Below are 12,949 nucleotides of genomic sequence, written 5' to 3'. Positions count from 1 at the left end.
CCCACGGGGCAGCCGCCGGAAAGGGAGGACGCGCAGCTTGGAGCAGCCGGTGCTGGAGATCGTGGACCTGCAGGCCGCCTACGGCCCCAGCCAGGTGCTGTTCGGGGTCACCGTGCGGGTCCCGAAGGGAAAGGTGGTCGCCCTCCTCGGCCGCAACGGGGCCGGGAAGACGACGACCATGAAGGCGGCCATGGGGATCCTGCCGCCGCGCGGCGGTCAGGTGCGCCTGCGCGGGCAGGACGTGACCGGGCGGCGCCCGTCCGCCCTGGCGCGCCTGGGGATCGGCTACGTGCCGGAGGACCGCCGGATCTTCCCGGACCTGACGGTGAAGGAGAACCTGGCCATCGCCAGCCGGCCTGGCCCGGGAGGGCGCCGCACCTGGACGGTGGAGAAGGTGCTCGAGCTGTTCCCCCTCCTGGGCCGGCTCATGGGGCGCAAGGGCGGGCTCCTGTCCGGGGGCGAGCAGCAGCTCTTGGCTGTGGCCCGGGCGCTGGTGGGCAACCCGGAGGTGCTCCTCCTGGACGAGCCGACGGAGGGGCTGGCGCCGGTCATGGTGAAGGCGGTGGCAGACGTCGTGCAGGCCCTGAAGCGGGAAGGGGTCACGATGCTCCTCGCCGAACAGAACCTCGGCTTCGCGAACCAGGTGGCCGACTGGGGCTATGTGCTCCAGAAGGGCCAGGTGCTCCTGGAAGGACCCATGGAGGTGTGCGCGCGCTCGGAGGAGGTCGTCCGCGCCCTGGCGGTGTAAGTGCACCTGGGGCTTGCCCGGAGAGAGGAGGACCCCGCAGCATGATGACCGGAGCGGAGTACATCGAGAGCCTGCGCCGGCTGAAGACCGAGGTCTACTTCATGGGGCAGCGGGTGGAGAGCGTGGTGGATCACCCGGCCATCCGCCCGCACGTCAACACGGCCGCCGTCACCTACGACCTGGCCCACGACCCCGAATACGCCGACCTGGCCTCCGCGGTCTCGCACCTCACGGGCCGCCGGATCAACCGGTGGACCCACATCCCGCAGAACCAGGAGGACCTGGTCAAGAAGGTCAAGATGCTGCGGGTGGCCGGGCAGATCACGGGCACCTGCTTTCAGCGCTGCGTGGGGATGGACGCGCTGATCACGCTCTACAGCGTCACGCACGACGTCGACAAGAAGTACGGCACGGACTACCACGAGCGGTTCAAGCGCTTCCTCATCGAGACGCAGGACCGGGACCTGATGTCGGGCGGCGCCATGACCGACCCGAAGGGCGATCGCTCGAAGCGGCCGCACGAGCAGCACGACCCGGACCTGTTCGTGCGGGTGGTGGAGCGTCGGTCGGACGGGATCGTGGTCCGGGGCGCGAAGATGCACCAGACGGGGGCGGTGAACTCGCACCAGTTCATCGTGCTGCCGGGGCAGTCGCTGGGGCCGGAGGACAAGGACTACGCGGTGGCGTTCGCCGTGCCGGCCGACGCCCCCGGGGTGATCCAGGTCTTCGGCCGGCAGGTGAACGACAGCCGGAAGTGGGAGGGGAAGATCGACCAGGGGAACCCGACGTACGGGGTGGTGGGCGGGGAGGCGCTGGTGATCTTCGACGACGTGTTCGTGCCGTACGAGCGGGTGTTCCTGCTGGGGGAGTGGGAGTTCGCGTCGACGATCGTGGAGCGGTTCACCGCCTACCACCGGCAGAACTACGGCGGGTGCAAGAGCGGGAACCTGGACGTGCTGATCGGGGCGACGCTGGCGCTGGCGGAGATGCAGGGCACGGCGAAGGCGTCGCACGTGCGGGACAAGCTGGCCGAGATGGCCCACATGGTGGAGACGATGTACGGCGGGGCGCTGGCGTGCAGCTACGAGTGCACGAAGCTGGCCTGCGGGACGGCGTTCGTGAACCCGCTGCTGGCGAACACGGCGAAGCTGAACACGGCGCGGTACTACCCGGAGGTGACCCGGCTGGCGCAGGACATCGCCGGCGGGTTCGTGGCGACGATGCCCTCCGAGCGGGAACTGGACAACCCGCGGGTGGGGCAATTCATCCGCAAGTACTACCAGACCCGGGCCGACGTGCCGGCGGAAGATCGCATCCGCCTGGGGCGGCTGGTGGAGAACATGACGGGGGCCACGCCGATCATCGAGTGCATGCACGGTGCCGGCTCGCCGCAGGCCCAGAAGGTCGTGGTGCAGCGCCTGTTCGACTGGGTGAAGCGCCGCCGGCTGGCGGAGCGCATCGCCGGGGTGGGGACGGAGGAGGGCCGCTGACGGCTCCACGCCGGTGGGGCGGCCCGGGGGGGAGCCCCGGGCTGCTTTTTTTGTCCATTCCCTACGCCAAAGGCAGGAAACTTTGCCATGGCCGGCGCAATAAAAAAGACAGCGCCTCCCTGTCACACCTTCGTAACGATCCAGGAGGGTCTCCCCTTGGACTGGGCCACCCCCGCGGGCATGCTGGTCGCCATCGCGGCGCTCGTCACCTCCATCATCTTGGACGGTGGCGAGGTGTCGCAGCTCTGGAACACCTCCGCCTTCATCCTGGTCGTGGGCGGGACGATCGGCTTCACCATGACGACCTTCCCTCTGAAGAGCTTCGCGCAGCTGCCCCGGGCGATCGCCCGGGCGTTCCGGCCGCCGGACGAGGACCGCCGGGCGCTCATCCAGGACATGGTGAAGATGGCCGAGATCGCCCGCAAGGACGGGGTGCTCGCCCTGCAGGAGCGCCTGCCGGCCATCGCCCACCCGCTCCTGCGGCGGGGCCTGGGGATGGCGATCGACGGCAACGACCCCCAGAAGGTGCGGGAGAGCCTGCTCGAGGAGATGGAGCTCGAGCGGCACCGGGTGGAGGAGATGGCCGCGATCCTGGAGCAGGCGGGCGGCTACGCGCCCACCGTGGGGATCATCGGCACGGTGATGGGCCTGGTGCACGTGCTCGGCAACCTCTCGGAGGCGGAGAAGCTGGGCCCTGCGATCGCCGTGGCCTTCATGGCGACCTTCTACGGCATCTTCACGGCGAACCTGTTCTGGCTGCCCCTGGGGGCGAAGGTGAAGGCGCAGGCCCAGCGGGCGGTCGAGACCGGGCAGATGATCCTCGTCGGGGTGGCGGGCATCCACACGGGGGAGAACCCCGGCGCCCTGCGGGAGAAGCTCGAGGTTTTCCTGGTCGACCACGCCAGGGACAAGGCCGCCCCGTCCGGCACGTCCGGGTCTCCCGCCCGTGGCCGCAAGGGGGCGCGCGCCGGCGCTCCCGGGGCGGCGAAGGCGGCCGCGGCGGCGAAGGGGGACTGATGCGCGGTGGCGGGCGGCGGACACGGCGGCGGAGGCAGCATGCGCTGGCTCCTCACCTACGCGGACATGATCACGCTCCTGATGGTCTTCTTCATCGTGTTGTTCGCCATGGCCAGCGTGGACAAGCAGAAGTACGCGGCCCTGGCCCGGTCACTGCAGATTGCCATCAGCGGCGGCAGCGGGATCCTGCCGGGTACCACGGGTCAGGACGGCAGCGGCACGGGCACCGCCGAGCTGCCCATGCCGGCGGACCTGCCGGTCCTGCCCGGGCGCCCGGCCGCGCCGCCGACCGCCGGGGCGGCGGTCCCCCCGGGCGCGCTGCCTGAGGAGGACCCCCTGGTGCGGCTGGGCCGCGACCTGGCGATCACCCTGAAAGGCGAGGGTCGGTTCGCCGTCTACACGTCGGAGCGCGGCGTGGTGCTGAGCCTGGTCGGCACGGCCCTCTTCGGGCCGGGCGAGGTGTCGATCCGGCCGGAGGCCCGGCCGCTGCTGCACGCCATCGCCGACCGGCTACGCGGCATCCCCAACGACGTCAGCGTGGAGGGGTCGGCGGACGACCGGCCGATCAACACGCCCATGTTCCCGTCGAACTGGGAACTGTCCGTCCGCCGGGCCACCGAGGTCGTGCGGTACTTCACCGAGGTGGAGGGGCTGGACCCCCGGCGTTTCATCGCCGTGGGCTACGCCGAGTTCCGGCCGGCCTTCGACAACTCGACCCCGGAGGGGCGGGCCCGCAACCGCCGGGTGGACATCGTGATCCTGCGCGAGCACTACCGGGTCGGCCTCGACACGCACGTCACCGCCACCGGCCAGGAGACGGTGCCCGGGGCGATCCAGGAGCCGGCGGCGCCGTCAGGGGTCCAGGAGCCGGCGCCCTGACGTGAACAGGGCGAGGTCGCGCTCGCCGCGCAGGTAGCCGATCAGGTCGACCCCCATCCGTCCGGCGAGTTCCACCGCCATGTCGGTGGCGGTGGTGCGGCTGGCCGCCAGCCCGGCGCCGAACCGGACGAGGCGTGCGCACATCTCGAAGGAGATGCGGCCGGAGGTGAGCAGGACGGCCTCCGGGCCGGTCCAGCCGCGCCGCAGCGCGGCGCCGATCACCTTGTCGACCGCGTTGTGCCGGCCGATGTCCTCCCGGATGACGTGCTCGCCGGAGGGGACATGGACGAGCATCGCGGCGTGCACCCCGCCCGACCGGCGGTAGAGCGGGGTGGAGCGGCCCATGACCTTCAGCCACTCCACGAGGTCCCGGCGGGCCACCCGGACGCCCTCCGGCACGGGCCGGAGGGCGTCCAGTCCGCCGGGCAGGACGCCGCGCTCGGCGCCCTGCACCGGCCTGGGGCCGCCGGGGCCCGTCGCGCCGGCGACGGGGTGCCGGAGGTCCACCCAGATCAGGCCTCGCTCGGGATCCGCGGCCAGGCGCCGGATGTCCTCCGGCCCCGCGATGAGCCCTTCGGCGTAGAGATAACCGATGGCGAAGTCCTCCAGGTCCAGGGGGGTGGCCTGGACGGTGACGTGCTCCTCGTCGTCCAGGTAGAGGGTCACCGGGTACTCCACCGGGGCGGGGGGCCCGTCGGGGCCGGGCGTGCGCATGCCGAACCCCCCCGAGCAGGAGAGAAGTGGCTTTGCACAGAAATGCTACTCGACTTCCACCGGGTTGTACAGAGGAGGTCGCCTGACACGCGGAGCATCCCAGCGGAGGCGGGCATCATGGCCGGAGCCCTGCGGGCGGAACTTCTCCGGCGCCGGACGGCGGGGCGGCGGCCCGGGAATCCGGTGGAGCGTCCCACCGTCCTGGAACTGAACGGAAGCCCGCTCGTGACCCTTCAGACCACGCCGGTATCCCTCGACGACTGGGCACTCGGCTTTCTCTTCGCCGAGGGGATCGTGACCGGCCCCGAGGCGATCGAGCATCTCACAGTACATCCGGCTGGCGCGCCGCCGGTGGTCGGCACCGGGTTCCCGGTCTCCGCGGCGCTCGTCCGGGTGCAGGCCCGGCCGGCTCCCGGGTGGCGGCCCGACCTCGCCGGGCGGCGGTACCTCACGAGCGGCTGCGGGCGGGGGGTCACCTTCTCGTCGGTGTTCGACGCGATGTCGCTGCGGCCCGTCCGCCGGCAGGTCGCCCCCGGCCGGGCCGACCTCGCCGCGTTCGCCGCCCGGATGCAGGCGGCCGCGCGGCTCTACGAGGCCACCGGCGGGATGCACTCGGCCGCCCTCGTGCGGCTGTCGGACGGCGACATGGTCGTGCGGGAGGACATCGGGCGGCACAACGCCGCCGACAAGGTGATCGGCGCCGCCCTGCGCCGGGGTTGGGATCCCGGCGGCCTCGTGTTCCTCACCTCGGGGCGCATCTCTTACGAGATGTGCGCCAAGCTCGGCCGCTTCGGGGTCGCCGTGGGCGCCTCGCTCACCGCCGCCACGGATCTGGCGGTGCGGCTGGCCACGCGGCTCGGCATCACCCTGGTGGGCTATCTGGGGCGGCGACGCCCGGTCGTCTACACCGGCGGGGAATGGCTCTGAGGGGCGGCACGAACGCCCCCCGCCCTGCGTGGCGGGGGGCGTTCCGTCATTTCTCAGACAAACGATCGGATGGAGAAGGATTCAGAGAGGACGCCGAGTACATATAACGGATGAGAAAGTGACCATCGGGCGCAGGCCCGGTGGCCGATCGGGTAGAGAGAGGATTCCCGGGAGGGGAGGTAGGGCGGTTGGAACTGAACCGGCGAGATTTCCTCCGGATCAGCGGTTTCTCGGCGGCTGCGACGGCGGCGCTCCTGTTCGCGGACGAAACGCGAGCCATGGCCAGGGACCTCAAGGAGCTGCGCATCGCCCGGGCGAAGGAGGTCCCGACCGTCTGCCCGCACTGCTCCGTCGGGTGCGGGATGATCGCTTACGTCAAGGAGGGCCAGTTGCTCCAGCTCGAGGGCAACCCGGACAGCCCGATCAACGAGGGGTCCCTGTGCCCGAAGGGCGCCGCCTCGTACCAGTTCGCGTACGAGGCTCTGGGCCGGCCGAACCCGAAGCGGGTCCTGAAGGCGAAGTATCGCCGGCCGAACTCCGACCGCTGGGAAGAGGTCGAGCTCGACTGGGCCCTCGACCAGATCGCCCGGCGGATCAAGGAGACCCGTGACCGGTACTTCATCGAGACGGAGGACGGGGTCACGGTCAACCGGCTGGAGGCCGTCGCCCACATCGGCTCGGCCTGCATCGACAACGAAGAGGCGTACCTCCTCACCAAGCTGATGCGTGCCCTCGGCGTGGTGTACCTCGAGCACCACGCCCGGATATGACACTCCTCCACGGTGCCCGGTCTGGGCACGGGGTTCGGGCGTGGCGCCATGACCACGTCGTTCTGGGACATCCAGAACGCGGACGTCGTCGTCTTCATGGGTTCCAACGCCGCCGAGAATCATCCGATCTCCTTCAAGTGGTTCCTGCGCGCCAAGGAGAAGGGCGCGAAGGTCATCGTCATCGATCCGCGCTTCACCCGAACGGCGTCGAAGGCGGACAAGTGGGTGCCATTCCGCTCGGGCACCGACATCGCCGTGCTCGGCGGGCTGATCAACTACGCGATCACGCACGGCAAGTTCCACCGGGACTACGTCGTCAACTACACGAACGCACCACTCCTGGTGAACCCGGACTTCCGGTTCGAGGAGGGCCTCTTCAGCGGCTGGAACCCGGAGAAGAAGAAGTACGACCAGGCCACGTGGGCCTTCCAGAAGGGCGAGGACGGGAAGCCGCTGCGCGATGACACGCTGGAGGACCCAAACACCGTCTTCCAGCACATCAAGCGCATCTACGGGCAGTACACGCCCGAGGTGGTCAGCGAGATCTCCGGGATTCCCGTGGAGACGTTCCAGGAGATCGCGGAGATCATCACGTCCACGGGCCAGCCCGGCAAGGCGGCGGTGTTCGCGTACGCCATGGGGTGGACGCAGCACACCAAGGGCGTCCAGAACATCCGGGCTGCCACGATCCTGCAGATGCTCCTCGGCAACATCGGGGTGCCGGGCGGCGGCATCGCGGCCCTGCGCGGCCACGCCAACGTCCAGGGTGCCACGGACCTGGCCGTGCTCTACCACGACCTGCCCGGGTACCTCGGCACCCCGCTCGTGCAGGACAAGACGCTGAAGGACTTCCTGGAGAGGACCACGGCCAAGGACAGCTACTGGGTCAACAAGCCCAAGTTCATGGTGAGCCTCCTCAAGGCCTGGTGGGGGGACGCCGCGCAGCCGGAGAACGAGTTCGCCTACCAGTACCTGCCCAAGGGGAAGGGCTTCTACAGCCACTACGACATCTTCCAGGGCATCCACGAGGGCGTCATCAAGGGCCTGCTGAACTTCGGCCAGAACCCGGCCGTGGGCTCGGCCAACGCCCGGAAGATCCCCCAGGTGATGCCCAAGCTCGACTGGCTCGTGGTCGTCGACCTCTTCGACAACGAGACGGCCGAGTTCTGGAAGATGGAGGGCAACAACCCCGCGGACGTGAAGACCGAGGTCTTCCTCCTCCCGGCGGCCGGCCCGCTGGAGAAGGAGGGCTCGTTCACCAACAGCCACCGCCTGATCCAGTGGAAGCACCAGGCCATCGCGCCACTGGGTGAGTCGAAGAGCGACGCCTGGTACGCCTGGCAGATCGGCCTGCGCCTGAAGAAGCTCTACGCCGGGTCGACCGCCGCCAAGGACCGGCCCATCCTCGACCTGGTGTGGGACTACGAGTCGAAGGAGCATCCCGGCGAGATCGACCACCTCAAGGTCCTGGCGGAGATCAACGGGTACGAGGTGGCCACGGGGAAGCGCCTGTCCACTTTCGCGCAGCTCAGGGACGACGGCTCGACCGCCTGCGGCTGCTGGATCTACTCGGGCGTCTACCCCGAATCCGGCAACCGGGCCGACAGCCGCAAGCCGGCCGCCCCGAACCGGCCCGACGGCTGGACGGAGGCGCGTCCGGACGGGAAGGCCGATTACCTGCACCTGGGCTGGGGCTTCGCCTGGCCGGCCAACCGGCGGGTCCTGTACAACCGGGCTTCCGCCGACCCGCAGGGGCGGCCCTGGTCGAAGGTGCCGCTCGTGTGGTGGGACGAGGCGGAGAAGAAGTGGAAGGGCGTCGACGTGCCCGACATGCTCCCGGTTGCCCCCGGCGAGGTCTCGCCGGTCGGCGTGCCCGGCAACACGCCCTTCATCATGAAGCCGTGGGGCCTCGGCGGCATCTGGGGGCCGCTCCCCGACGGGCCGGTGCCCGTGCACTACGAGCCCTGGGAGTCGCCCGTGCAGAACCGGCTCTACAAGCAGCAGTCCATCCCCACCGCCCGCGTGTTCCAGTCCCCCTACGACCACTACGGCAAGCCGGAGGAGTTCCCGTACGTGGTGACCACCTACCGGCTCACCGAGCACCAGACCTCCGGGGTCATGACGCGCAACCTGCCGTGGCTGGCCGAGGCCTTCGCCCAGCCGTTCGTGGAGATCTCCCGGGAGCTCGGCCAGGAGCTCGGGATCCGGACCGGCGACTGGGTGGAGGTGGAGACGGCCCGGGGCAAGGTCAGGGTGCAGGCCATCGTGACGCCGCGGCTGAGGCCCCTGCGGCTCGGGGACCGGATCGTGCACGAGATCGGCCTCCCGATCCACTGGGCGCCCCTGAGCGGGTTCGTCCAGGGCGACATCGTCAACTCGCTGACACCGCAGGCCACGGACATCAACGTCGCCATCCAGGAATCGAAGGCGTTCCTGGGCCGGGTCCGCAAGCTCGCGCCCGTGGGCTGATCGGGGCCGCGCAGGGGAGGGAGTGACCGGTGGGTCGTGTCGGAACCTGGGAGGCCTGGCAGCCGGATCCCCGGAATCCGAAGCAGGAAGTGGCCATGCTGGTCGACGTCTCGGAGTGCATCGGCTGCAAGGCCTGCGAGGTCGCCTGCAAGCACTGGAACCAGAACGAGGCCCGGATCGAGGGGTTCACCGGGTCCTACCAGAGCCACTCGAACCTCGACGCCAAGACGTGGACGCTCATCAAGTTCACGGAGTACGAGGACCCGGAGAGCGGGGACATCCGCTGGCTCTTCCAGAAGCACAACTGCATGCACTGCACGGAGGCGGGCTGCGTGACCGCCTGCCCGACGAACGCCCTGCAGTACGGCGACTACGGCGTGGTCACGCTCGACCAGGACGCCTGCATCGGCTGCGCGTACTGCGAGCAGGCGTGCCCGTTCGACGCCATCCACGTCGACCGGACGGCCTGGGACCAGAAGGCCCAGAAGGCCGGCAAGTGCACGCTCTGCTACGACCGCATCTCGAATGGCCTCCAGCCCGCGTGCGTGAAGACCTGCCCCACCGACTGCATCAAGTACGGCGACCGGCAGGCCCTGATCGAGTGGGGCAGGAAGCGGGTCGAGGAACTCAAGGCGCGGGGGTTCAAGAACGCGAACCTGTACGGCGAGCACGAGCTGGGCGGCCTGCACGAGCTGTACGTCCTGACGGAGCCCCCCGAGGTCTACGGGTTGCCCGTGAACCCCAGGGTCGACTGGAAGGTCAAGGCGTGGAAGTATGCCGTGCAGCCCATCGGCAAGGCCGTGATGGGGGCGGCCCTGTTCGGGATGGCCATCAACTGGCTGGCGGCCCGCCGGGCGTTCGCCTCCGCAGGCGCACGGGCCGGCCAGGGCGACTCCGGACACGAGGGTGAATAGGAGGTGACGGCGTGGCCCGCGAGGCGTGGATCCGCAAGTTCACCGGCAGGCAGATCTTCGTGCACTGGCTCTTCGGGATCTCCTGGCTCGTGCTGGCGCTGACCGGTGCCCTGTTCCTGTGGCGCCCGGACCCGCACGGAACGGTCACCGGGCTCGGAGTCTACCTCCAGGGGAGCGTCGGGCAGACCCTCCGGACCGTCCACCGGGTGGCCGCGGTCGGGCTGATGCTGGCGCCGCTGCTCTACATCGTCCTCGAGCCCCGGGGCTTCTTCCGGGACCTGAAGGAACTGGTGACGATCACCCGGAACGACCTGCGCTTCTTCGTGACCGGCCCGGTCTTCTACACCACCGGGAAAGGGCACGTGCCCCCCCAGGGCCGGTACAACGGGGGCCACAAGCTGAACTACTGGATCGTGATCCTGACGTGGATCGGGTTCGTGGTCTCCGGCACCGTCATGTGGCTCCTGCGGGGCGCGGTCAGCGTCCAGACCTTCCGGCTGATGCTCCTCATCCACAGCCTCTCGTTCTTCGTGGGCGTCCCCATGGCGTTAATCCATCTTTACCTGACGCTCCTGCACCCGTTCACACGGCAGGCGCTCTCGGCCGTCATCAGCGGCTACGTGAAACTGTCCTACGCCCGGATGGAGCACCGCCAGTGGGTGGAGGAGGAACTGGCCCGCGGCACGGCCGAGCTCCGCGAGGCCCCGCCCGGAGCCGGGGCCGCCTGATGGTGCCCGCCCGTCCGCCCGGCACGGTGGGCCCGGACCTCACGGGCATCACGGCCCGCCGGGGGCGCTACGCCCCGGGAAGGCTCGTGACGCCCGAATACGAGCCGGTCGCCTGGGAGCCGGACTGGGGCGATGAAGCCGGGAGCGGCGTGGCCCACATCCTCTGTCCCGGCGCGGTGGAGGTGCGCTTTCAGCGGCCTGCCGGTTCCGACCGGTTCCAGATCGCGGTGCGGAGCCGGCTGGAGGCGGCAGAGGGGACGGAGTGGATCGTCCTCGTCCCCGCCTCTCGCTTCGGCCTTCTGAAGCTGCCGGCGGGCTTCTCGGTCGAGCAGTCGGTGCACGGAGCGGTCTACCGCCTCGACGGGCCCCGGACGCTGCGGCTCCTCGCCGTGCAGCCGCTCGGGCTACCGGCCCTCAACCTCGAAGTCCAGTTCGGAGAGTGATTGGGTTTGTAACCTTTCGCTGTTTTCATAAGTAAAGGCCAGTATAGGTCAGTTTTCTTGAGGGGTCCCCACACAGGTTGAATCGGGGCCCCTCTGAATCGAGATCCCTCTTGACCCAAACGTGTGTGCTATGGTAAGCTATTCCGTGTCTGGCGCACACTACCATTCTGCCCTCCAGGAGCGTGGTGTCAGGTGCAGGTCACGTTTCAGACCCGCCTGCGGGAGGAGGCCCTGTACCCGCTCCTGGACGCCATCGCCGCTCTCTACCAGCGCCTGCAGCGGCTTCTGTTCGTGGACCTCTACTTCCGCCGCCGCCCTGTAGAGGAATGCAAGCGGGAGTACATCGCCCGGCATGGCCTCACGGCCCGCCAGTTCAACGCCATGGCCTAAGTTGAAGGGCAAGGTCCGGGCCGCCGAGGAGACCCGGCAGCAGCGGACCCGCACCCTGCAAGGGCAGATCGAGTCCACGGAGAAGGCCATCCGTAAGCTGCAGCGGGAGGATGTGGCCCTGGCCAAGGGGAGCGGGCAGGCGCGCAAGCTGCCGCCCCACGAGCGGGTAGAGCGCCGCCAGCGGGTCCGGTTCCGCCTGCATCAAAAAAACCGGCGCCTGGCCATGCTCCGGGCCCGGCTGGAGGCGGCGGAAAACCACCAGGGACCGCCTTCCCTTTGCTTCGGCTCCCGCAAGCTGTTCCGTGCCCAGTTCCACCTGGCGGAGAATGGCTATGCCTCCCACGACGAGTGGCTTCAGGCCTGGCGGAAGGCCCGCAGCGACTCGTTCTTCTGCCTCGGGTCGAAGGACGAGGCGGGCGGCAACCAGACCTGCACCCTCTTTCCGGACGGGACCCTGCGGCTGCGGGTCCCGAACGCCCTGGCCGGCGAGTACGGCACCCACGTGCTGATCCGGGGCGTGCGCTTCGCCTACGGCCAGGACGTGCTGGGCGCCGCCCTGGCGGCCGGGCAGGCCATCTCGTACCGGTTCGTGCGTAAGGACGGTACCTGGTACCTCTACGCCACCACGGAGCGGATGCCTGCACCGGTGGTGACGCACCGGCAGGCGGGGGCCGTCGGGGTGGACCTGAACCCCGGCCTGGTGGCGGTGGCGGAGATCGACCGCTCCGGCAACCCGGTGGGAACCCGGCACATTCCGCTGCAGATCCAGGGCCGGCGCAGGGAACAGGTCCTGGCCACACTGGGAGAGGCTGTGGCGGACGTGGTGGCCTGGGCGAAGGCCGCCGGAAAGCCCGTGGTGGTGGAACGCCTGGACTTCCGGACGAAGAAGGCCCGGCTGCGGGAGGTCTCCGACCGGCACGCCCGGCGGTTGTCGCACTTCGCCTACGCCTGCTTCCACGCCTTGCTCCTGTCCCGTGCGGAACGGGAGGGCGTGGAAGTGATCACCGTCAACCCGGCGTTCACCAGCGTGATCGGAAAGGTCAAGTTCATGGCCCGGTACGGGCTGTCGCCGCACGCTGCGGCGGCGGTGGCGATCGCCCGGCGGGGCCTGAGGTTTGGGGAGCGGCTCCGGTCCGGAAACGCCCGTCCGCTACCTGCAAGGAATCGCGGGCGGCACGTCTGGAGCGACTGGCGCCGGATTCTCCCCGGCGTGCGGGGGCGGAAGCTGACGCACGCTTTATACGAGCGTCCCTCCGAGGGAGGCCCAGGCAGGGGGGTACCCCTATCCGCCACGGTACCGGCGGGTGTAGGCTCGCACGGCCCGGAGCGGGATGGTCTGGCTTGGGTCCCGGGGTGCGACCCCCCGGCGCGAACCGTCGGGAGCGCTGTTCGCCCGGCGTAAGTAAGCATTCACTCTCCCATCAGTACGGCGTTTTACCCACGAATGCTTACGTTTTCAG

12 protein-coding genes are annotated in these 12,949 nt (G+C 69.6%); 11 read left to right on the top strand and 1 reads right to left on the bottom strand.

Translation table 11 applies throughout. From position 1 onward, the window contains the following. Nucleotides 1-37 precede the first annotated feature (37 nt). From caldi_RS07655 to caldi_RS07640, 4 genes are all read left to right on the top strand, one after another. Entirely contained in the window at nucleotides 38-748 is a 711-nt protein-coding gene (locus caldi_RS07655) for an ABC transporter ATP-binding protein (protein ID WP_264844507.1), read from the top strand. Nucleotides 749-789: 41 nt separating this feature from the next. Further along, on the top strand, nucleotides 790-2,238 hold the full coding sequence (locus caldi_RS07650) for a 4-hydroxyphenylacetate 3-hydroxylase family protein (RefSeq protein ID WP_264844506.1): 1,449 nt from the start codon (nucleotides 790-792) through the stop codon (nucleotides 2,236-2,238). Nucleotides 2,239-2,394: 156 nt separating this feature from the next. Next, nucleotides 2,395-3,255 carry a motility protein A gene (locus tag caldi_RS07645; RefSeq protein ID WP_264844505.1) on the top strand — a complete coding sequence of 287 codons (861 nt, stop codon included), beginning with the start codon at nucleotides 2,395-2,397 and terminating at the stop codon, nucleotides 3,253-3,255. A gap of 6 nt (nucleotides 3,256-3,261) precedes the next feature. Continuing rightward, the gene (locus tag caldi_RS07640; protein WP_264844504.1) at nucleotides 3,262-4,134 is read left to right on the top strand and encodes a flagellar motor protein MotB; all 873 of its coding nucleotides are present in this window, start codon (nucleotides 3,262-3,264) and stop codon (nucleotides 4,132-4,134) included. Here caldi_RS07640 and fdhD read toward each other — a convergent pair. Further along, nucleotides 4,108-4,848, bottom strand: a complete 741-nt coding sequence (fdhD, locus tag caldi_RS07635; protein WP_264844503.1) for a formate dehydrogenase accessory sulfurtransferase FdhD — start codon at nucleotides 4,846-4,848, stop codon at nucleotides 4,108-4,110. The genes caldi_RS07640 and fdhD overlap by 27 nt on opposite strands. Before the next feature lie 117 nt (nucleotides 4,849-4,965). Between fdhD and caldi_RS07630 the strand changes: the two genes are divergently transcribed. The 7 genes from caldi_RS07630 to caldi_RS07600 all read left to right on the top strand — a co-directional run bounded on the left by caldi_RS07630 (nucleotide 4,966) and on the right by caldi_RS07600 (nucleotide 12,891). Then, nucleotides 4,966-5,775 carry a formate dehydrogenase accessory sulfurtransferase FdhD gene (locus caldi_RS07630; protein WP_264844502.1) on the top strand — a complete coding sequence of 270 codons (810 nt, stop codon included), beginning with the start codon at nucleotides 4,966-4,968 and terminating at the stop codon, nucleotides 5,773-5,775. A 188-nt stretch (nucleotides 5,776-5,963) separates the two neighbouring features. After that, a complete protein-coding gene (fdnG, locus tag caldi_RS07625) occupies nucleotides 5,964-9,014 on the top strand; it encodes a formate dehydrogenase-N subunit alpha (protein ID WP_264844501.1) in 3,051 nt (1,016 codons plus the stop codon). 29 nt (nucleotides 9,015-9,043) lie between these two features. Further along, nucleotides 9,044-9,928: a 4Fe-4S dicluster domain-containing protein gene (locus caldi_RS07620; RefSeq protein WP_264844500.1), complete on the top strand. Its 885-nt coding sequence runs from the start codon at nucleotides 9,044-9,046 to the stop codon at nucleotides 9,926-9,928. A gap of 11 nt (nucleotides 9,929-9,939) precedes the next feature. After that, nucleotides 9,940-10,656, top strand: coding sequence for a formate dehydrogenase subunit gamma (locus caldi_RS07615; protein ID WP_264844499.1), 717 nt, complete (start codon nucleotides 9,940-9,942; stop codon nucleotides 10,654-10,656). After that, complete coding sequence (locus tag caldi_RS07610; protein WP_264844498.1) at nucleotides 10,656-11,099, top strand: hypothetical protein; 444 nt, start codon at nucleotides 10,656-10,658, stop codon at nucleotides 11,097-11,099. Before caldi_RS07615 ends, caldi_RS07610 begins: the two co-directional genes overlap by 1 nt. Nucleotides 11,100-11,291: 192 nt before the next feature. Next, the gene (locus tag caldi_RS07605) at nucleotides 11,292-11,489 is read left to right on the top strand and encodes a hypothetical protein (RefSeq protein ID WP_264844497.1); all 198 of its coding nucleotides are present in this window, start codon (nucleotides 11,292-11,294) and stop codon (nucleotides 11,487-11,489) included. Nucleotide 11,490: 1 nt separating this feature from the next. After that, complete coding sequence (locus caldi_RS07600; protein WP_264844496.1) at nucleotides 11,491-12,891, top strand: IS200/IS605 family accessory protein TnpB-related protein; 1,401 nt, start codon at nucleotides 11,491-11,493, stop codon at nucleotides 12,889-12,891. Nucleotides 12,892-12,949: the final 58 nt, after the last annotated feature.

Source organism: Caldinitratiruptor microaerophilus, from assembly GCF_025999835.1.
Taxonomy (GTDB): domain Bacteria; phylum Bacillota; class Sulfobacillia; order Symbiobacteriales; family ZC4RG38; genus Caldinitratiruptor; species Caldinitratiruptor microaerophilus.
Note: the sequence above shows the minus strand (reverse complement) of the source record. Positions and strands in the feature narration are given on the sequence as shown.